A 21,051-nucleotide genomic window follows, 5' to 3' on the forward strand; every position below is an offset into this window, starting at 1 on the left:
ATGAATGTAATTTTCGATGGATTAAACGAGATCCATGGTTTTTTTGGTGCACTGTGGGCGGGAGCAGCTCTACTTAACTTCTTAGTTAAGCCTCAAGATAAGAGGCAATTTGAGAGAATAGGGAAATTCTTCATGATAACCTCAGTCATTACAGTAATAACTGGGATAATAATTTTCGCCTACATTTACCTAGCCCCTTATCAAGGGAATTTATTTCTAGTAGCGGCAATTCTACGTTCAAGCCTTGACATTAGGTTAAGGGCCTTACTAAACTTAATAGGAGGAGCGTTTGGGTTATTGGCTTTTGGGGCAGGGATAGTTATAAGCAATAGGATAAGGCTTATGGTACGTATTAAGGAAGGTGACGCTACAATCCTAGAGTTGAGGAATAGTATTGCCAATTTATCTAAAATTAGTTTAATCTTCTTATTACTTTCCTTAGCCATGATGATACTTGCTGGTTCCATAGCACAAGTTATAAGTTAGAGTTGTAAAGAAAAATTTAATGACGTTTGGTTATAAAATAGATGGAAATGAGGTAATCTTTACCTTATGGGCACCTTATCAAAAGAGCGTTAAACTAAAGGTTCTAGAGAAGGGACTTTACGAAATGGAAAGAGATGATAAAGGTTACTTCACCATTACCTTAAACAACGTAAAGGTTGGAGATAGGTATAAATACGTTTTAGATGATGCTAGTGAAATACCAGATCCAGCATCTAGATATCAACCAGAAGGTGTACATGGGCCTTCACAAATTATACAAGAAAGTAAAGAGTTCAACAACGAGACTTTTCTGAAGAAAGAGGACTTGATAATTTATGAAATACACGTGGGGACTTTCGCTCCAGAGGGAACGTTTGAGGGAGTGATAAGGAAACTTGACTACTTAAAGGATTTGGGAATTACGGCAATAGAGATAATGCCAATAGCTCAATTCCCTGGGAAAAGGGATTGGGGTTATGATGGAGTTTATTTATATGCCGTACAGAACTCTTATGGAGGGCCAGAAGGTTTTAGAAAGTTAGTTGATGAAGCGCACATGAAAGGTTTAGGAGTTATTTTAGACGTAGTATACAACCACGTTGGACCAGAGGGAAACTATATGGTTAAATTGGGGCCATATTTCTCACAGAAATACAAAACGCCATGGGGATTAACCTTTAACTTTGACGATGCTGAAAGCGATGAGGTTAGAAAGTTCATCTTAGAAAACGTTGAGTACTGGATTAAGGAATATAACGTTGATGGGTTTAGATTAGATGCAGTTCATTCAATTATTGACACTTCTCCTAAGCATATCTTGGAGGAAATAGCTGACGTTGTGCATAAGTATAATAGGATTGTCATAGCCGAAAGTGATTTAAACGATCCTAGAGTCGTTAATCCCAAGGAAAAGTGTGGATATAATATTGATGCTCAATGGGTGGATGATTTCCACCATTCTATTCACGCGTACTTAACTGGTGAGAGGCAAGGCTATTATCTGGATTTCGGTAACCTTGACAATATAGTTAAATCATATAAGGACGTTTTCGTATATGATGGTAAGTACTCCAAATTTAGAAGGAAAACTCACGGAAAACCAGTTGGTGAGCTAGATGGATGCAATTTCGTAGTTTATATACAAAATCATGATCAGGTCGGAAATAGAGGTAAAGGTGAAAGAATAATTAAATTAGTCGACAAGGAAAGCTATAAGATTGCTGCAGCTCTCTATATTCTTTCTCCATACATTCCAATGATTTTCATGGGAGAGGAATACGGTGAGCAAAATCCATTTTATTTCTTTTCTGATTTTTCAGACACTAAACTAATACAAGGATTAAGGGAAGGGAGAAAAAAGGAAAATGGGCAAGATACTGACCCTCAAGATGAGTCAACTTTTAACGCTTCTAAACTGAGTTGGAAGATTGACGAGGAAATCTTTTCATTTTACAAGATTTTAATAAAAATGAGAAATGAGTTGAGCATAGCGTGTGATAGGAGAGTATACGTCGAGAATGGCGAAAATTGGTTAATCATAAAGGGAAGAGAGTACTTATCACTCTGCGTTTTCTCTAGATCATCTATTGAAGTTAAGTACAGTGGAACTTTACTTTTGTCCTCAAATAATTCATTCCCTCAGCATATTGAAGAAGGTAAGTATGAGTTTGATAAGGGATTTGCTTTATATAAACTTTAGGGCAGGAGAGTTTAAAAATTCCTATTAATGATTATACTTTAGATGATGAGTAAAAGCAAAATCGATGAGGAAGAAAAAAAGAGAAGAGAAGAAGTCAAAAGATTAGTAATGCTCCTAGCGATGTTAAGATAAGGTTTTTTAAAAACTAAATATAATAATAAATACCACCATGTCGATATTCTTCAGAACTAGGGATAGACCTTTACGTCCTGGAGATCCGTATCCATTAGGTTCAAATTGGATAGAAGATGAGGATGGCGTAAATTTTTCTTTATTCTCAGAAAACGCAGAAAAAGTTGAATTATTCCTTTACTCCCAGACAAATCAAAAATATCCAAAGGAGATAATAGAGGTTAAAAACAAAACTGGAGATATTTGGCATGTATTCATCCCAGGACTGAGACCTGGGCAACTTTACGCATATAGGGTTTATGGTCCTTATAAACCAGAGTTAGGATTAAGGTTTAATCCAAATAAGGTTTTAATAGATCCTTACGCTAAGGCCATAAATGGTAATGTAATTTGGAACGATGCGGTATTTGGATATAAGATAGGAGATCAAAATCAAGATTTAAGTTATGACGAGAGGGATTCAAGCGAATATGTCCCTAAAAGTGTTGTGATTAATCCATACTTTGAATGGGATGATGAAAATTTCATTAAGGGAAAGAAAGTTCCATTAAAGGATACCGTAATTTATGAAGTTCACGTGAAAGGGTTTACAAAACTCAGATTAGATTTGCCGGAAAATTTAAGGGGAACTTACGAAGGTTTGGCCTCAGAACAAATGATCAGCTATCTCAAAGATTTGGGGATTACTACTGTAGAATTAATGCCAGTTTTCCACTTTATTGATCAAAGATTTCTAATAGATAAAGGACTAACAAATTACTGGGGATATGATCCAATAAACTTCTTTTCCCCGGAATGTAGATATTCCAGTAGCGGCTGTTTAGGAGAACAAGTAATCAGTTTCAAGAGAATGGTAAACAAATTGCATAACGCAGGAATTGAAGTTATAATTGATGTGGTTTACAATCACACCGCTGAGGGAAATCACTTAGGACCAACGTTGAGTTTCAGAGGAATTGATAATACGGCATATTATATGCTCCAACCGGACAATAAGAGATATTATTTAGATTTCACTGGCACTGGAAATACGTTAAACCTTAGCCATCCTAGAGTTATTCAGATGGTCCTAGATAGCTTAAGGTATTGGGTTACGGAAATGCACGTAGATGGCTTTAGATTTGACCTAGCTGCAGCTTTAGCTAGGGAATTGTATAGCGTTAATATGTTAAATACGTTCTTCATTGCACTACAGCAAGACCCAATATTGTCACAAGTAAAACTGATAGCTGAACCTTGGGATGTAGGACAAGGAGGATATCAAGTTGGGAATTTCCCATATCAATGGGCGGAATGGAATGGAAAGTATAGGGATTCTATAAGGAGATTTTGGAGAGGAGAAGCGTTACCCTATAGCGAGATTGCTAACAGGCTATTAGGTTCACCAGACATCTACTTAGGTAATAATAAAACACCATTTGCAAGTATAAACTACGTAACTTCGCACGATGGTTTCACATTAGAAGATTTAGTTAGTTATAATCAAAAACACAATGAAGCGAACGGATTTAATAATCAAGATGGAATGAACGAGAACTACAGTTGGAATTGTGGTACAGAAGGAACTACAAATGACCAAAACGTAATTATGTGCAGAGAGAAACAAAAAAGGAACTTCATGATAACATTACTCGTTAGCCAAGGAACTCCTATGATATTAGGAGGAGATGAGCTAAGCAGGACACAAAGAGGAAATAATAACGCGTTTTGCCAGGACAACGAGATAACTTGGTTTGATTGGAATTTGGATGAGAGGAAATCAAAATTCTTGGAGTTTGTTAAAAAAATGATCCAATTTTATAAAGCACATCCGGTATTCAGAAGGGAAAGATATTTTCAAGGAAAGAAATTATTCGGCATGCCACTAAAAGATGTAACATTTTACACTTCAGACGGTAAGGAAGTTGATGAGAAAACATGGAATTCTCCAACGCAAACAGTTATTTTCGTGTTAGAGGGGAGCGTAATGGATGAGATTAACATATACGGAGAGAGAATTGCGGATGATTCATTCTTAATAATACTTAACGCAAATCCCAATAACGTAAAAGTGAAGTTTCCAAAAGGTAAATGGGAACTAGTTGTTGGTTCTTATTTGAGAGAGATAAAACCAGAAGAAAGAATTGTAGATGGTGAGAAGGAATTGGAAATTGAGGGAAGAACAGCATTAGTTTATAGGAGGACAGAACTATGATAATAGGCACATATAGGCTGCAACTCAATAAGGGATTCACTTTTTATGATACAATAGAAAATTTGGATTACTTTAAAGAATTAGGAGTATCACACCTATACCTATCTCCAATACTTAAGGCTAGACCAGGGAGCACCCACGGCTACGATGTAGTAGATCATAGTGAAATTAATGAGGAATTAGGAGGAGAAGAGGGGTACTTTAAACTAGTTAAGGAAGCTAAGAGTAGAGGTTTAGAAATCATACAAGATATAGTACCAAATCACATGGCGGTACATCATACTAATTGGAGGCTTATGGATCTGTTAAAGAGTTGGAAGAATAGTAAATACTATAACTATTTTGATCACTACGATGATGACAAGATAATCCTCCCAATACTTGAGGACGAGTTGGATACCGTTATAGATAAGGGATTGATAAAACTACAGAAGGATAATATAGAGTACAGAGGGCTTGTATTACCTATAAATGATGAGGGAGTTGAATTCTTGAAAAGGATTAATTGCTTTGATAATTCATGTTTAAAGAAAGAGGATATAAAGAAATTACTATTAATGCAATATTATCAGCTAACTTACTGGAAGAAAGGTTATCCAAACTATAGGAGATTTTTTGCAGTAAATGATTTGATAGCTGTTAGGATAGAATTGGATGAAGTGTTTAGAGAGTCTCACGAGATAATTGCTAAGCTACCAGTTGACGGTTTAAGAATTGATCACATAGATGGACTATATAACCCTAAGGAGTATTTAGATAAGCTAAGACAGTTAGTAGGAAATGATAAGATAATATACGTAGAGAAGATATTGTCAATCAACGAGAAATTAAGAGATGATTGGAAAGTAGATGGGACTACTGGATATGATTTCTTGAACTACGTTAATATGCTATTAGTAGATGGAAGTGGTGAGGAGGAGTTAACTAAGTTTTATGAGAATTTCATTGGAAGGAAAATCAATATAGACGAGTTAATAATACAAAGTAAAAAATTAGTTGCAAATCAGTTATTTAAAGGTGACATTGAAAGATTAAGCAAGTTACTGAACGTTAATTACGATTATTTAGTAGATTTTCTAGCATGTATGAAAAAATACAGGACGTATTTACCATTTGAGGATATTAACGGAATAAGGGAATGCGATAAGGAGGGAAAGTTAAAAGATGAAAAGGGAATCATGAGACTCCAACAATACATGCCAGCAATCTTCGCTAAGGGCTATGAGGATACTACCCTCTTCATCTACAATAGATTAATTTCCCTTAACGAGGTTGGGAGTGACCTAAGAAGATTCAGTTTAAGCATCGAAGACTTTCATAACTTTAACCTAAGCAGAGTAAATACCATATCAATGAACACTCTTTCCACTCATGATACTAAATTCAGTGAAGACGTTAGAGCGAGAATATCAGTACTATCTGAGATACCAAAGGAGTGGGAGGAGAGGGTAAAATACTGGCATGATTTATTAAGGCCAAATATAGATAAAAATGATGAGTATAGATTTTATCAAACACTTGTGGGAAGTTACGAGGGATTTGATAATAAGGAGAGAATTAAGAACCACATTATTAAGGTCATAAGAGAAGCTAAGGTACATACAACGTGGGAAAATCCAAATTTAGAGTATGAAAAGAAGGTTCTGGGTTTCATAGATGAAGTGTTCGAGAACAGTAGTTTTAGAAATGATTTTGATAATTTTGAGAAGAAAATAGTTTATTTCGGTTATATGAAATCATTAGTTGCAACGACACTTAAGTTCCTTTCGCCCGGTGTACCAGATATTTACCAAGGAACTGAAGTTTGGAGATTCTTACTTACAGACCCTGATAACAGAATGGCGGTGGATTTCAGAAAACTAAGGGAATTATTAAACAACTTGACTGAAAAGAACTTAGAACTCTCAGATCCAAGAACCAAAATGTTATATGTTAAGAAATTGCTACAGCTTAGAAGAGAGTATTCACTAAACGATTATAAACCATTACCCTTTGGCTTCCAAAGGGGAAAAGTAACTGTCCTTTTCTCACCAATAGTGACTAGGGAGGTTAAAGAGAAGATTAGTATAAGGCAAAAAAGCGTTGATTGGATCAGAAATGAGGAAATTAGTAGTGGAGAATACAATTTGAGCGAGTTGATTGGGGAGCACAAAGTCGTTATATTAACTGAAAAAAGTGAGTGAACTATCTATATAGATTTATTCTTGAACTACTCTGGTCAGATATGTATTACTCAGATATGAGTATAAGTTTTATATAAGAGATGAAGCATGTGATTCCTCTTGAGTATGCATGTTGTTTTTTCAAGACATGAAATAAATCGAAATTTTCCTTATTCAGGTATTACATGCTATGTTTGTTTAAATTTGTTATATTCCATAATTGTTCTCTTAATTTACTCTAAATTAATATCTTATTTGAAAGAGAGACATTACATTCCTCACAAGAAATAATTTGATTAATTGCCTCATAGTGTCACTATTGGACTACAAACTCTCTTTTTGCTTTATAAAAAATAATGTAAATTCTTATTTTATGTTCTTACTCTAAGGGGAGAACTTCTTTGTACGATAATTTATAGCTTAATAATGAAAATATCGAACATCATTGAGAAAAGTTTTATTATTTCAAATTGAGATACCGTTTCACATGAAAAAATGTCCTATATGTAATTTCGAAAATTCCGATGACGCACTTTATTGCATCAAATGTGGTACTCCACTTCCAACCCAGCAACCTTACATGAAACCGTCCCGCAGACCCAGAAAATGGCTTGTCGTTCCATTTATCGCAGGCATTATCATCACTGTATTTATAATAGCATCCATGACAGTACTTGTCCCAGCTACTCTCGGTATATATGCTAAAGAATTGGTATCTCCATCTCAAGTGTCGGCGATTTTAGGTGGTACGTGGAAAGTAGTGGGATTGGGAAGGACTGCTATGATAATTTCAGAACCTATTGTGATGAACTTGAGTTCTAACCATACGAATAGCTTAGTGATAGGAGTCGGTTCTAATCAACAAACTCCGATGGCGCAAGGTCTCACGGAGAGCCTCAGAGGTATAATAGATGAGCGGACTTATAACATGACCTTGACTTTGTGGTACTTCAGCAATTCGTCTGAAGCATTAAACTACTTCAGCTTACAAGGATTTTTCAACGATCAGAGAGCGTTGCACTACCTTAATGCCAGTTTGATCGTGTTATCAAATAATGAGTTTGTGATGTACCGTTATAGTGATTTCTTACACTCTTACATATCGGAGATAATATTATTAAACGGAAGCCTAATAAAAGAAGTGCAGATCTTCGGACCCACCACGATACCTCAAAACCACCTGGAGGACCTGATTAACATTCTCTAATAGTTTTTTTTTAAAAATCTAAAAATTTCATTTATGGGTTGGAACTGAAAGTGGGAAAAGCTTTTAATCTATTGTATGGAAGAAAGAAAGGCAGATAGTAAAGGTAGAGTTCATTTGGGAAATGGCTTTGGGGTAAACAATTATATGTAACGTTATCGAAGATGATTAAAACAGAAACTCATGAGTAGGGTTAATAAGAATTATAATTAGATAACATTATGCCAAATAGAATTAAACGTTAAGGTGTTACTTGAGTTAGTGAGTACTTAATATCTTATCTGCTGTATTTATGTTGTAACCTCTAAGAAATCTGCCATAACAAGGTTCACTTAGCTGTATTTTTGATAAGTTTTTGTGGAGTTGCATAATTATTCCTATTATATTTATCATTATGAATCATATTACTCTTTACAACTAAGTCTAGTGTATAATTATACAATATAAAATATTGTGATTACCGTTATTTTTTTAGTTTTACTCACATTGGACAATATCTCGATTCCCATGAGTCTATTGGAAGCGAAGCATATTGTGCGTCTCGATATACTGAAATCTATCTTAATTAATTAAAAATATTTAATATTATATTTAAAGTTTTTTACTAATTACTAAATTAAATTAATATAAACTTCCTTTTAAATCTTCTCAACAGTTTAGGAGATTGCCACAAAATTTTCATGACTAAATTTCTCTTTACTTGATATAACTTTACAAAATTCTTAAATATACCGCTTACAATTATATGATCATGGACACATTTGAAGCTATTTCGAACGACATCAGAAGGAGAATACTAAAAACGCTAGTTACACCCAAATCTTTCTCACAACTCGTTGAGGAGCTTAACATTGAGAGTGCTGCTTTGGCATTTCATTTAAAGAAACTGGAAGGATTAGTAACCAAAGATTCCCAAGGTAATTATATGCTTACAGAAGAAGGAAAGAGGGTTCTAGCAATCATAAATTCAATCGAAGGTCAATATAATAACTTCAATATTCCTTATACTACTAATAACAATCCCCCTCCCTTAATAATTCAATATGCAGATAATATCACTGTAACAGAAAATATGATTATAAAATTAAGAAATGAGGGAAGAAAGCTTGTAATAAAAGACGTTGATACGGTAGAGTTTAAACACATAGAACCTAAACTTTTAAGTGAGGTATTGGAATTGATTGAAAATGTAAATGTTATAAAATGTACAGAGGATCTTTTTGAAATCGTTTCATACAAATCTAAAAACGTAGGTTCGATCAGCACTAATGACGAGAACGAGAGAAAGAGTTTCGTAGATAGTTTAATCTCTTTATTCTTACCCAAGAGACAACTTAATATTGTTTATAATGGCCCTCTCCAATATTCGGGCAATTTGAGAATTCATCTTGATGGTGGTGTAGTAAAAATTAGAAGAGGAGATCCTCATTTATTAGCTAAGTGCATCGATTTAGAGGATCTGGAAATCCAGAAGGATAGTATAAACGCTGACGGATGCTATCTTAAAATCACTTATCCGGATCTGAATTCCTTAGAGATTTCTTTGGATGGAGGAACTGTAGACGTTTCTGATTTAAAAATAAATAATCTCTCAATAGAAGTTGATGGGGGAGTAGTGGATATTAACGTTGTATCGGAAAATGAGGTCAGGTTATCCTTAAATGGAGGAAAAATGGGCGGTAAAATAGTTTTCATACCCAACACTAACCCTAACCTTTCTATACAGATTGATGGAGGGATTTCGAATATGTCAATAACAATTCCAGAAGATATGACTGTTATCACAAATTCCAATATTAATGGAGGAGTTGTCACGTTACCTAAAAGTAGGATAGGGAAAAACGGTGTTTTAAAGATCATTGCATCAGTAAACGGAGGAGTAATTACAGTGAATGAGGATATCCACGATGAGAAGAAAATCAAATAATAACGTTAATGAACTTTATAGAGATCTTATTGGAATTTGAATGCCTATAAACTACTGATAGCGATTTTAGTGCCAGAGTTTTGGATAGGAATGACAATTAATCGCAAAGTCAACTTACCGGCTGAACACTTTGATGTAATCACATCGCTAACTTATTATGCGACTCATTTTAATTTAGTATTATAGAATACTCCCGTATCCCTGATAGAAGATAGAACGATAATAGTTGCTCCTCCCATAGTCCCATTAAGCCCTCAATCGAGCTGAGGAGCGCCATTAACATTGCTAAGAAATATTTTGAAAAAAGAGGTGTTTAAATATAGGACTATCCATCCCATAGGCGAGATTTTTCGCCGCCCCCAACTTTATAGAAATTATATCATGTGTATGATAAACTTTATATAATCATGTAATTATATAACTATGTGTGAAGTCAACAATAACTGTCAGTAAAAAAGTTAAGGAAGTCCTTGAGAGGAAGAAGAAGGAAATGGAAATTAAGTTAAACAAACCGTTAAGTTGGGACGAATTTTTCCAGAACATATTTAGAGAGGAAGAGGAGAGAATACCGAAATTAACTGAGGAAGAGGCTGAGATTCTTAAGGATTTGACTAAGGAGGATAGGAAGAATTGGAGAATAAGAGAATTTGTTTAGATACGGATGTACTTATAGATGCTTTTAGAAATGATATTAAGAAATTCATAGGTTATTATACTACATGTATTAATCTTTACGAATTCTTAAGAGGATTAGCCTTTATTGGGAAAAATATAGATGAGTTCAAATCGTGGATAGAACTTAACCTTAACGTAGTATGTATTGATAATAACTCCCTAAAAACTGCTTCAAGAATTTACGCAGAACTTAGAAAGAAGGGAGAAATAATTGAAGATCCAGATTTATTAATAGCTTCGATATGCATAGCTAATGACTTCTCTCTGATGACACATAATAAGAAACATTTTAAAAGATTAGAGAAATACGGCTTAAAACTAATTTAGACAAGCATTTTTAAAACATATTAAACATGTTTATTACAGAAACTAGAGAATGTAGTGTAAATTTGCTTTACTGTTAAATTCACTAAAAATTCACATTTGAGTGTATACCTAAAGAACAGCAGAACAAAGCTTGCCTGGTTGGTTTTTGACAAATTTCTCTGCAAAACAGTACAGCTATCTCGATATTACTTGATGAATATAAATTATGTCATTCTTTATAGTTTGATATAATGTATAATTATATAATATAAAACATTTGAATTATGATTATTTCTCAATTTTACTCAGATCGGACAACGCTTCTCAGCGCTGGAGAGAGTAAATGAAGAGTGGAACAAATATCTCAATACACTAAGCGAAACAATCAACTGACCCATAGTAATCATCATAGACTAAACCTTCAACAACAGAAATACGCCAGAGTCAAGAGTGGATTAAGCAAACGAGGAAACTACAAGATCCGATATCAAACCAGCGAAACCTTCCAATACGGAGTATAATTCCTAACATAACAATTTACGACTTGAACATTAAATAAAGCCTACGTGGTGAGAGCCTTTTTTATAAGTCACAAGGAAAATGCTTAAGAAGTGGATGTAAATGAGTTGCAAACCAAGATCTGGATGGTTTCCACTATTACTGCTTTGAGTATTAAAGCGTAAACTTTGGAAAAACGTTGAAATAAATATTGAGCAAGCTGACAAAGTATTGGGGAACATAAAGTTGTTATATTAACTAAAAAGTGGTTAAAGTTGTTTTAATGCTAACTCTATTGCAGTATCTAATTGTGTATCCCTATTATTTACATAATCCTCTGGCTTAATCTCAACAACTATATCTGGGTCTACTCCGTAATTCTCTATACCGAAACCTACATCCTCGAAGTTAACAGCGAACTCTGGTTGACTGATATAGGTCTTATCAACTAATCTATATCTGGGCCTTATACCAACAACACCTCCCCAAGTTCTTCTACCAATAAGTACTCCTAGCTTGTACTTCTTGAACAAGAACGAAAAGATATCACCATCAGACCCAGCATGCTCATTGGTTATTCCCACTAAAACCTTAGGAGATGAGAAATACGGCATAGGTATTGGTTTTCCATTCCTAGGATGATCATAGCCAACCCTCTTTAAGAGTAGCTTCTCTAAGAGTAATCCTGAGACGAAACCACCCCTATTAAACCTAACGTCAACCACTAACCCTTCTCTGTGGAATTCGGACATGAACAATCTGTAAAACTCAGCGAACCCTTGATACATCATATCTGGTATGTGAATATACCCTAACCTACCCTTACTCTTCTCGTGAACGTATTCCCTATTCTTCTCAACCCAATACCTATATATTAAGAACCTTTCGTCTTTTAATACTTTAACCGTAACGTGTCTATTCTTACCGTCATTAGTTATTACGTCAAGAATCACTTGATCCTTGTTTATTAGATGAGAGTAAATGTTGCCGTTCGCCTCTTCCCCATCAATAGCCTTTATACAATCTCCAACATTCAATTGAACACCAGGATCCCTTAATGGACTCCTCTCATTCTCATTAGTAGAATCCCCAACATAAATTTTTGTAATCTTATAACATTTATTGTTCTCGTCATATTCAAACTCAGCACCTAAACCTCCAACTGACAACGGCTCTGGAGTATCGTAATCGTAAGCTGTCTCATAGGAATGAGAAGTCCTAGTCTCACCTTGCATCTCTTGAATTATATCGGAAAGTTCAAACCTAGTACTTATTCTATCTAAAAGTCTCTCATATTTGGGTAAAACGGAGTCCCAATTCTTTAATCTCTCCTCATTCCAATAATTCTGCTTCATCAACTTCCACGTTTCCCTGAGCATTTGTCTCCATTCCTTCTCAGGCTCAACGTAAACCTTAACTCTAGATAAATCTATTACCCCACCTTTCCTTCCAGTTGAGTTAAAATCTGGTTTTGCGTTAACGTCAAATAGTCTTAGATTATCCTTAAGCATTAAAAGTATTTTACTTTTATCGCTAGACAAGGAGAAGTTTGATACGTTATCTGCATATAACTCCTTTGCCTTATTCTCCAGATCATAAACCTCTAACCTACCAAATACATCTCCAGTCAGTGACCTCAGCCCCCTTATTGGATAAGAGAATAGGAAGATCTTGTTGTTCTTAGCTCCAGCTATTTGTATGTAATTCTCCTCTTCGATCGGAAACGGAATTACTCTATCTTCAATTCCCTCAATTACCACGTTTTTGTCGTTACTACTAACCTCATCTAATGGCTGATTAAATGGGGAATAGTAATTCCCTAGAACTACTAGGTATGGCTTAACAACCCTCTGGAAACTTAAATTAAATATTACCTTATCGTTAGTTGGGTCTAAATGCCTTGCAGCCAAGAAATATAAATATCTACCATCAGGGTCAAATGACGGTGAAAAATCATATCCATAGGGAGTTGTTATCCTAACAATCTTCCCGTCAACGCTGGCAAGCTTTATTGACTGAGTATAATAGCCTTCTGGAAAAGAGTAGGCAAACCACTCACTATTTGGATGCCAATCAAATTCTAAAATTAGATCGTATTCGCTCTTATCTATTAATCTGGCGTTATCGCTATCAATCTCGTAAACCCATAACTCAAGTTTATTGTTAGACAGTAATACTTTCTTACCATCTGGAGAAACCTTAACTCTCTCTATCCTACCAAAGTCCTTATTTATTACCTTCTCACTCCCATCCTTACCTAAAATCACCAATTTGTCCTCATCGTTTACTCCTATCACGTCACCATTAGGTAAAACTTGAATCTGCCTATATTTTACACCTTGTTTCTTGCCCAATTGAACTGCGGGACCATCCCACGGCCTCATTAAAAATGCCTTACCCCTACTTACTAAAGCAACGTAATTACCATTTACAACAGCCTCATTCATGTATTCTATTACACTAACGAATTTCGGTTGCCTTTTCTTCCTATCAGTAGGTAAGTCGATATCCAGTTTAGATAAGCCGTCCTTTTCTGGATCGTACAAATATATATCACCAGCGTTTTGAAAAACAATCCTCTTACCGTCACTACTGGCATTCCTACAATAGTAATCGGTGAAATTAGTATGTTTTCTTAAATCCTTACCGTTCAAATCAACGGAATAGAGATTACCAACTCCCTCGTGGTCTGATAGAAAGTAAATCCTTTCTCTAACTATCATGGGCCAACTAACGTTACCATCTAAACTAACAAACTTCTCAAAGGTTTTACCACCATTACGAGAAATCCATAATTCACCCTTAGTTCCACCCTTATACCCTTTCCAATTTGGTAAGTCTTGATAACCCCTTGCAATTACTATTATATCATCCCTTATTACAACGTTGGATAACATACCAAAAGGCAATTTCTCTGCCTTTCCACTATTTATATTCACCTTATACGCCTCAGTCCATTGAACAAAAGGAGTGTGAAAGTCAGTTATTACAATAATCTCGTCCTCAGAAATCCAACCAGCAACCCTACTATTCCTACTACCAAAATAGGTAACCCTCCTAGCTTGCCCGTCTTCAACAACGTAGATATCTCCACCTTGCTTACCACTCTTAAGCCAAACAACAGTAAACGCAACTTTTCTACCACTTGGACTTATTTTAGGCCTTATGGAAACTCCTAAACCACTTGTTATCCTAAGCGGTTTCATGTCTTTTAAAGAAAGAAGCCAAACGTCATCATCTGAAGTAAATGATATTAGATCCCCTCTAATGTCGGGGTACATGTAGTACGCTCTCATATGATAATGTATAACTTTAAGTATATAGTGTTTTCCACTGTTTAAGGTAAATCCTTCAATTTCTTTAGATGTTGAGTTCATTAAATTTTCTCAAATTCAGAATCTATCGTTGTGTTAAAGCTGACTTTCTCCCTACCCTGGAAGGGTGAGGTTCCCTCTCCAGAGGGTTCATCGTTCCACCATTGATTCGGGTTTACATCTCTCATTTGGTGGGCAGTCGAGTGGATCAGAGATCCACTCCCATCTTAAAGGGTATGGACTTTCATTCATTACGTCTAGTCGATTAAGAGATAAAGAGAAGGGGAATGATGGATGCTCTTCCCACAGTCTCATTAAACCCTCAATCGAGCTGGAGAAGAGCGTCATCAACATCATTAAAAATATCTCGATAAAGGGGTATATACATATAAGGGGACCATCCATCTCTTTGGCGAGGCTTTTCGCCCCTTAATCCCAATTTTGTAAGTTTAACATTAGTTTAGATAGAAAATTGAGTAATCCACAAAGCAGTTTTCCACAAAACTCTTTTACTCCAATTAGATCCTTTAGGTTATGAGACCTTATGTAATAATATTTAGCACAGTATCGATAGATGGTAGACTCGCAACGAAAACTGGTTATAGCGAATTGAGTTGCCCTTATGATAAGCAAAGACAACATGAGATAAGAAGTGAGGTTGATGCAGTAATGGTGGGAGCTAATACGGTAAGAGTAGACAACCCATCATTAACTGTAAAGTATAGTAAAAATAGGAGAAACCCCATTAGAGTAGTGGTGACTAGAAGTTTCAATCTAGACCCTTCATACAAGATATTCACCACACCACCCTCAACAATAGTCTATACTTCTAATTACGAAAGCGAAAAAGCCGAGGAATTAAATAGGAAAGGAGTTATCGTTAGGAAATTCCTTCATTTAGATGACCTTTTAGAGGACTTATACAACAACTTCAACATTAGAAGACTAATGGTTGAAGGAGGCGGACATTTAATATGGTGGTTTATAAAAGACAATCTTTACGACGAAATTAGGATAACAATTTCTCCTAGAATTTTTGGAAATGGAGTCAGTTTTACACAAGGAGAAGGATTTATTGGTGAGGATTCGCCTAGACTCAAGTTAATTGATGCAAAAATTTGCGAATGTGGGAACGAAGTCCATCTTACGTACGAGAAATATATGAAATAAAAATATTTAGATCATATTATTAGCGATTATTCGAGACTTCTCTCCAATTCAGTTGCATGTTGGATACTCAATAGAACGTAACTATTTTTTGCGAAAAATATTGTAAAGTCTTCATATTAGAATTATTATCTGCTATTCTATAAAGAATATAGGTTGTTTTTTATTCGATATCAGTGCTAAACTTATACTTTCTGAGACTTTAAAGAGCAAGACTTTCTCCCCAATATAAGGAAAGGTTTTTGTGTAATTTTAGAAATGTCGTTGCCCTAGACTATAAGCAAGTATAATCAGACCTAACTAATATGTTTTATATAAAAGTCAGACTATTGAAGAGAAGAGAGAATAAAATCTTAAGATATAATAATATCTATTCATCTAGATTTTGTATAATAATTCTCTCTCTATCGATCTCTTTTAACTTGTTATCTAAAGAAAGTAGCTTAAGGTTGTAGGCCTTTGCAGTGTAGTAAAGGATCAAGTCTATTAGGTCACTATGTCTTTTATCATTCACAGCATTTATATAAGCTCTTGTAGGTATTCTCAGCAAATGATAAGTTTTGTTTATGCTTTTTAATCCAGTCCTCACTGCACTAAAATCTACTTCAATTCCTTGTTTTATTAGTCTCTTAATCACCCACATTGCTTCAAGTAAGGACAACTCTATAAAGTAAACCTCATGATTATAAAACTCCCTTATGAGGTTTACTACTTGCTCGCCTACGTCTATGCCCAGAGCTGGAAGTATAAAGCTAGTATCAATTAGGATTCTCATACTTACTCTGCTCCTCTTCACTTATTTTTTCTACCTCATCTAATGTGATCTTAGTGAACTTCTTGCCTTTTAATGAAAGCAGTATAGCGTCATTATGTTCCAAAATTATCTTATTATCCTTAACGTTTAAGGATAAAACATCGCCTTCCTTTATGCTGAGCTCTTCAGCTACAGCCTTGGGAATATGAATTGTAAGCTTCTTACCTACACGTACTTTAGTCTTCATAATTTAAAATGAGTTAGACTAATATAAAAATATTCTTACTCATCAATGCATAGTTATGAGCCCGGAAGAGCCTTATACTCTTCTCTTCATTAGCAGTTGTTCTACTTTAACGTAACTTAAAGATTTTCAGCAAATTTAGTGCATCAACTAAACACATCTCAACTAATCTGAGGAGTTTATCCTCATATTTTTAATTAACTAAACACTAAACTAAAAACTTTATCGGTAGTGCCGGGAATTTTGTATTGCCGAGGAAAATTAGAACAACTGCTATCTTCATAATAATTACAAAGAGTATTACGAGGGACTATCTCAAATAGTGACTATTGGAAAATCCTTACAGCCTAAAGTAACCTTAAAAACTCTCTAAAAATTTATCTTAATCTATTAAAAATATATTGATAGTAAGGAGAAAAGACAGGGGATTCAATGAAAATTATGTATTTATCACATAAAAGAGTATTACAATTGTTTAAGATGAGGGAGATGTGTATTAATAAAATACTACATAAATTTAGTGGGAAGATGCTGGGAATTACATTCTTCAATCAGACTTTAAAAAGCAAGATAATTTCACTCAATATTGATATCCAAGGTTCACCACGCCTTTTCATGCTGTGAGTTAAGTTACTAACCCTCTTGGATATGAATCGTAAGAACCTCTTAGTATCCTACTTTAAGGTGTTGAAGTCAGTGTAAATCTTTGAGCATAAATTTATTCTTGAGAATGTATACTTTGGGGATATTTACCCGCTTACCCAAACATCTCCCTAAAATAGATAATGTGATTACCAAAAGGATAAAGATATTTTAAGTCTTTCAGATAGTGATTGCCCCGCCATACTCAAGATGAAAGCTGATATGAAACGGTAGAAGGGTGCATGGCTCATAAGCTCTAGAATCCTATCGTCCTTAACATTAGCGTAAGCTATTCCCAGAGCCGCAGAGATTTTATCTAGATAAAATAAGCAATTGCCTTCTGCGAGAACTTCATTTATTATATTAAATAGAATATCCGGCTTGTCCGCTAAACCTATGAAAGAGATCCCAATTTCAATTTTCACGTTACCTTTTGACTTCCGAAAGGCTTCCAAAGCAATGTCTAAGTATCTTTCCTTTTTAGTGTATGCATAAGCTGTATTAGCGGAAAGTGCGTATAGCATAATATTTGTACCTTTGTCTCTATGTTCAATCCTCTCCATACTATCAATCAACTTGTCAACCTCGTCAATTTCATTGAAGATGGAGTGATAGGCTACTAACGAGTAAGCAGATAAATAGAACTCGTAGCTATGTTTCTTTAAGCCTTCCCTTAAACTCTCCACGAACTTCTCACTTTCTCTAATTCTTCCTAAACCTCTTAACGCTACTGCCAAAGTATAACTATTTTTAATTTTCTCCGTTTTTTCTCTTTTTACTCGTTCATTAAGTATAAGAGCGTCTTCGACCAATTCTGGTCTTCCTGGTTCCTTATCAAACCTAATTGCTATACTCCTCAGGAATTCGGAAATATTGGGTTCATTATTATAAGATGGATTATCTCTTAACAATCTCATGAAATCCTCCATAGGATCGTAATCGTCTAATAGGTGAGAACATTCTGCGATTACCCCATTTAAAGCTAACCTGGTATACGTAGGTTTCCTTCCACTGACGCATTCGAGTAGAATGAGTGTATTAGAAACTAAAACATCATTCTCTACTTCTCTCCTACTTTTCCGAAGTATTGTAGATGCAGTGTCCTTATCTCCCATTATTAGGTAAACCTCAGCCAGTTTAACTAAGTGATCAGCAGAATGAGATCTCTTCTTTAAGATCTTATAGTACTCGTCCAGCTCATCTTTAGTTAAGCTATTTTCCGAAGCTCTGTATAGATAATAATAAATCTCAGAAAATCTCCTTTCATAGGCAGTTAGACCCCTAGTGAGTTCCTCAACTTCTTTGAAGTCCATAGATATACGGTAAAATCCATAGGAAAAATAATTTTCAGTGTGTTTTTAGGAAAATCTTCACTAATTTAGTAGCTAAAAAACACTTATAACAATCTAAGTATTTCTCATCGCGTTGAACAATCATAATTTTTGTATCAAATAAGTGAACAGCTTTTTATCATATTACGAAATTTCGCCTCAAATCATTAAGATATTGTCAAGAGGTGAAGAGATTTATGAAAATATCTTTAAAAAGTGGATTTAGTAATAATTAAGGAAAACGCGGGTTACTATCTTATTTAATTATAGTCTAATACTTTACATGGAAGACTGGTGAAGAAGGCACAGAAGATCCGTAGTTTGTAAGGATTTCCTTATTGACGCTAAGAAATTAAATTTAATAGAAAGTGCCGGAAAAGGGGCGATTCAGGTCTCCTTTGCGAATTGTAATTTGTGAATAGTATGGACATAAAGGTGTCAACATTATTAAGCATGTATTCCCTTTATAAACCGTTTTCACTCAATTAAATTCGTCATAGTTTTTGAAATATAGCAAATTTACAATAGAAACTTGAATGACCTAATAATAATTAATATTTTTAATAAAAGATTCTATAATATTTTATTACAATTCCTTCACAGTTTTAATGAAATATTCTTTATACTGTTCTCTTAATACTTTTTTATCAAATTTACCTGTACTAGTCTTAGGCACAGAGTCCGTAAATATTATTTCAGGTAGTTGCCATTTAGGGAATTTTTTAGATAAGTGTTCTAAAATCTCTTCTTTAGTTATATTTCCTTTATATTCTGGCTTAACTACTATAAATGCTAAAGGTCTTTCTTGCCATTTAGGATGAGGTACACCAACTACAGTAGCTTCTAATACTTTTGGATATGCCATTAAGTAATTCTCCATATCTACGCTTGATATCCATTCTCCTCCACTCTTTATCAAATCCTTTAACCTATCAACAATTTTTATGTATCCATATTGATCGATGGTAACCGCATTTCCGCTTTTCCACCACAGATCGTATCCCTCACCTATGAATGAATCAAAAGTTCTGGGATCCTTATAATATTCCTTAACTACCCAGGGGCCCCTTTCTAAAAGTTCACCTACGGTTCTATTATCCCATGGAACATCTTTACCATCTGGAGTAATTATCCTCCTTTGAATAGGAAATACTGGAATTCCTTGCTTAGATTTCATTTCCTCATACTCCTCCTGACTTAAACCTAAATAATACTTTACTACATTTATATGCGATAGAGGAGTAGTTTCCGTAGAACCGTAGCCGTGAATTACTTCTATACCGAATTCTCTAAGCCCCTTTATTAACGATAGTGGTGGCTCACTTCCCCCTATAAGTACCCTTAGATTAGCAAATTTAGGTCTTTCCTTTAACGATGATAAATAATTATGAATGGCAATCCAAAGAGTAGGAACCCCATTGGATACTGTAATATTTTCATTTATCAATAGATCAACTATTGGTTTTAAATTATCTATACTGTAAATGCCAGGAAATACTTGTTTTGCTCCTACCATAGTAGCAGTGAAAGGCCAACCCCAACCATTTGCGTGAAACATTGGAACTAATTGTAGCAACGCGTCATTAGTATTAATAGGTAATGATTGTATTACAGCCATTGTATGTAATACTATTGCCCTATGCGAGTAATATACTCCTTTAGGCATTCCAGTAGTACCAGATGTGTAACAAGCAAAACAAGCAGACTTTTCATCTATTATGGGAAATTCATAATTTGGTGAGCTATTACTTAATAAATCTTCATAGTGATATACTTTAGAAATTTTTGTAGATGGGGTGCTTTCCTTATCTGTCATAACTACTACCTTTTCGAGGCCTATTCTATCATTAACTTTTTCCACAATAGGTAATAGTTGCTCATCAGTAAATACTACGGTAATTTTAGAGTGCTTAGCAATATATGATAACTCTTCTGGAGATAGTCTGAAATTCATTTCTACCATAACAGCACCTATCCCGCTAATTCCAAAGTAAAGTTCAAAGTATCTATGAGTATTGTAACCTAACGCACCTACTCTATCCATAGGTTTGACACCTAAGGTTTCTAATGCATTAGCTAATTTCTTTACTCTCTCATAGATTATTCTATAATTATATCTCTCTAAAGTACCATCAATCTTTCTCGACTTTACTTCTCTCTCCCCATAATTTTCCGCTGCATGTTGAAGTAAATTAATTACATCAAGCTGAAAATCATCCATCATAGTTGACGGCAAACCTTTTATAAATACCTTCCCCATAAGTAATTTATACTGTTTAAGAAATTTAAGTATTTCTTCTATTTTAATCTATCAAT

Annotated in this window: 15 protein-coding genes; 9 read left to right on the forward strand and 6 right to left on the reverse strand. The window is 34.7% G+C overall.

The window, feature by feature from the left end:
* From J5U23_RS10785 to J5U23_RS10820, 8 genes are all read left to right on the forward strand, one after another.
* Positions 1-486, forward strand: a complete 486-nt coding sequence (locus J5U23_RS10785) for a hypothetical protein (RefSeq protein WP_218266145.1) — start codon at positions 1-3, stop codon at positions 484-486.
* Between the two features lie 19 nt (positions 487-505).
* Positions 506-2,185 (forward strand): malto-oligosyltrehalose trehalohydrolase, encoded by a 1,680-nt coding sequence (gene treZ, locus J5U23_RS10790; RefSeq protein WP_218266146.1) that lies wholly within the window; start codon positions 506-508, stop codon positions 2,183-2,185.
* 169 nt (positions 2,186-2,354) lie between these two features.
* On the forward strand, positions 2,355-4,511 hold the full coding sequence (glgX, locus tag J5U23_RS10795; protein WP_218266147.1) for a glycogen debranching protein GlgX: 2,157 nt from the start codon (positions 2,355-2,357) through the stop codon (positions 4,509-4,511).
* Positions 4,508-6,694 carry a malto-oligosyltrehalose synthase gene (locus J5U23_RS10800; protein ID WP_218266148.1) on the forward strand — a complete coding sequence of 729 codons (2,187 nt, stop codon included), beginning with the start codon at positions 4,508-4,510 and terminating at the stop codon, positions 6,692-6,694. The genes glgX and J5U23_RS10800 overlap by 4 nt, the downstream gene beginning before the upstream one ends.
* A 466-nt stretch (positions 6,695-7,160) precedes the next feature.
* Complete coding sequence (locus tag J5U23_RS10805; RefSeq protein ID WP_218266149.1) at positions 7,161-7,880, forward strand: zinc-ribbon domain-containing protein; 720 nt, start codon at positions 7,161-7,163, stop codon at positions 7,878-7,880.
* A 748-nt stretch (positions 7,881-8,628) separates the two neighbouring features.
* Positions 8,629-9,804 (forward strand): winged helix-turn-helix domain-containing protein, encoded by a 1,176-nt coding sequence (locus J5U23_RS10810; RefSeq protein WP_244988785.1) that lies wholly within the window; start codon positions 8,629-8,631, stop codon positions 9,802-9,804.
* 427 nt (positions 9,805-10,231) lie between these two features.
* A complete protein-coding gene (locus J5U23_RS10815; RefSeq protein WP_009989781.1) occupies positions 10,232-10,459 on the forward strand; it encodes a hypothetical protein in 228 nt (75 codons plus the stop codon).
* A complete protein-coding gene (locus tag J5U23_RS10820; protein WP_218258251.1) occupies positions 10,435-10,806 on the forward strand; it encodes a PIN domain-containing protein in 372 nt (123 codons plus the stop codon). Before J5U23_RS10815 ends, J5U23_RS10820 begins: the two co-directional genes overlap by 25 nt.
* A gap of 746 nt (positions 10,807-11,552) precedes the next feature.
* On the opposite strand, the gene J5U23_RS10825 is transcribed toward J5U23_RS10820, so the two are convergent.
* Together J5U23_RS10825 and J5U23_RS10830 are read right to left on the reverse strand one after the other, a co-directional pair.
* The gene (locus tag J5U23_RS10825; RefSeq protein ID WP_218266151.1) at positions 11,553-14,579 is read right to left on the reverse strand and encodes a S41 family peptidase; all 3,027 of its coding nucleotides are present in this window, start codon (positions 14,577-14,579) and stop codon (positions 11,553-11,555) included.
* Between the two features lie 168 nt (positions 14,580-14,747).
* Positions 14,748-14,945 (reverse strand): hypothetical protein, encoded by a 198-nt coding sequence (locus J5U23_RS10830; protein WP_244988786.1) that lies wholly within the window; start codon positions 14,943-14,945, stop codon positions 14,748-14,750.
* 186 nt (positions 14,946-15,131) lie between these two features.
* Here J5U23_RS10830 and J5U23_RS10835 point away from each other — a divergent pair, with 186 nt between their 5' ends.
* Positions 15,132-15,767, forward strand: coding sequence for a 2,5-diamino-6-(ribosylamino)-4(3H)-pyrimidinone 5'-phosphate reductase (locus J5U23_RS10835; protein ID WP_218266152.1), 636 nt, complete (start codon positions 15,132-15,134; stop codon positions 15,765-15,767).
* 367 nt (positions 15,768-16,134) lie between these two features.
* Here J5U23_RS10835 and J5U23_RS10840 read toward each other — a convergent pair whose 3' ends face one another.
* The 4 genes from J5U23_RS10840 to J5U23_RS10860 all read right to left on the reverse strand — a co-directional run bounded on the left by J5U23_RS10840 (position 16,135) and on the right by J5U23_RS10860 (position 20,995).
* Complete coding sequence (locus tag J5U23_RS10840; protein ID WP_218266153.1) at positions 16,135-16,539, reverse strand: PIN domain-containing protein; 405 nt, start codon at positions 16,537-16,539, stop codon at positions 16,135-16,137.
* Positions 16,523-16,765 (reverse strand): AbrB/MazE/SpoVT family DNA-binding domain-containing protein, encoded by a 243-nt coding sequence (locus J5U23_RS10845; protein WP_218258259.1) that lies wholly within the window; start codon positions 16,763-16,765, stop codon positions 16,523-16,525. The genes J5U23_RS10840 and J5U23_RS10845 overlap by 17 nt, the downstream gene beginning before the upstream one ends.
* Positions 16,766-17,553: 788 nt before the next feature.
* Entirely contained in the window at positions 17,554-18,717 is a 1,164-nt protein-coding gene (locus tag J5U23_RS10855; protein ID WP_218266154.1) for a hypothetical protein, read from the reverse strand.
* 604 nt (positions 18,718-19,321) lie between these two features.
* Positions 19,322-20,995: a long-chain fatty acid--CoA ligase gene (locus J5U23_RS10860; RefSeq protein ID WP_218266155.1), complete on the reverse strand. Its 1,674-nt coding sequence runs from the start codon at positions 20,993-20,995 to the stop codon at positions 19,322-19,324.
* Positions 20,996-21,051 lie beyond the last annotated feature (56 nt).

The sequence above is a fragment of the Saccharolobus shibatae B12 genome (assembly GCF_019175345.1).
Taxonomy (GTDB): domain Archaea; phylum Thermoproteota; class Thermoprotei_A; order Sulfolobales; family Sulfolobaceae; genus Saccharolobus; species Saccharolobus shibatae.

What these genes read in the sequence shown, in the direction of transcription:
- J5U23_RS10860 (WP_218266155.1), bottom strand. Translation starts at nt 20,995, where the DNA reads ATGGGGAAGGTATTTATAAAAGGTTTGCCGTCAACTATGATGGATGAT.
- J5U23_RS10800 (WP_218266148.1), top strand. Translation starts at nt 4,508, where the DNA reads ATGATAATAGGCACATATAGGCTGCAACTCAATAAGGGATTCACTTTT.
- J5U23_RS10805 (WP_218266149.1), top strand. Translation starts at nt 7,161, where the DNA reads ATGAAAAAATGTCCTATATGTAATTTCGAAAATTCCGATGACGCACTT.
- J5U23_RS10825 (WP_218266151.1), bottom strand. Translation starts at nt 14,579, where the DNA reads ATGAGAGCGTACTACATGTACCCCGACATTAGAGGGGATCTAATATCA.
- J5U23_RS10810 (WP_244988785.1), top strand. Translation starts at nt 8,629, where the DNA reads ATGGACACATTTGAAGCTATTTCGAACGACATCAGAAGGAGAATACTA.
- J5U23_RS10845 (WP_218258259.1), bottom strand. Translation starts at nt 16,765, where the DNA reads ATGAAGACTAAAGTACGTGTAGGTAAGAAGCTTACAATTCATATTCCC.
- J5U23_RS10830 (WP_244988786.1), bottom strand. Translation starts at nt 14,945, where the DNA reads ATGACGCTCTTCTCCAGCTCGATTGAGGGTTTAATGAGACTGTGGGAA.
- J5U23_RS10785 (WP_218266145.1), top strand. Translation starts at nt 1, where the DNA reads ATGAATGTAATTTTCGATGGATTAAACGAGATCCATGGTTTTTTTGGT.
- J5U23_RS10835 (WP_218266152.1), top strand. Translation starts at nt 15,132, where the DNA reads ATGAGACCTTATGTAATAATATTTAGCACAGTATCGATAGATGGTAGA.
- J5U23_RS10855 (WP_218266154.1), bottom strand. Translation starts at nt 18,717, where the DNA reads ATGGACTTCAAAGAAGTTGAGGAACTCACTAGGGGTCTAACTGCCTAT.
- J5U23_RS10840 (WP_218266153.1), bottom strand. Translation starts at nt 16,539, where the DNA reads ATGAGAATCCTAATTGATACTAGCTTTATACTTCCAGCTCTGGGCATA.
- glgX (WP_218266147.1), top strand. Translation starts at nt 2,355, where the DNA reads ATGTCGATATTCTTCAGAACTAGGGATAGACCTTTACGTCCTGGAGAT.
- treZ (WP_218266146.1), top strand. Translation starts at nt 506, where the DNA reads ATGACGTTTGGTTATAAAATAGATGGAAATGAGGTAATCTTTACCTTA.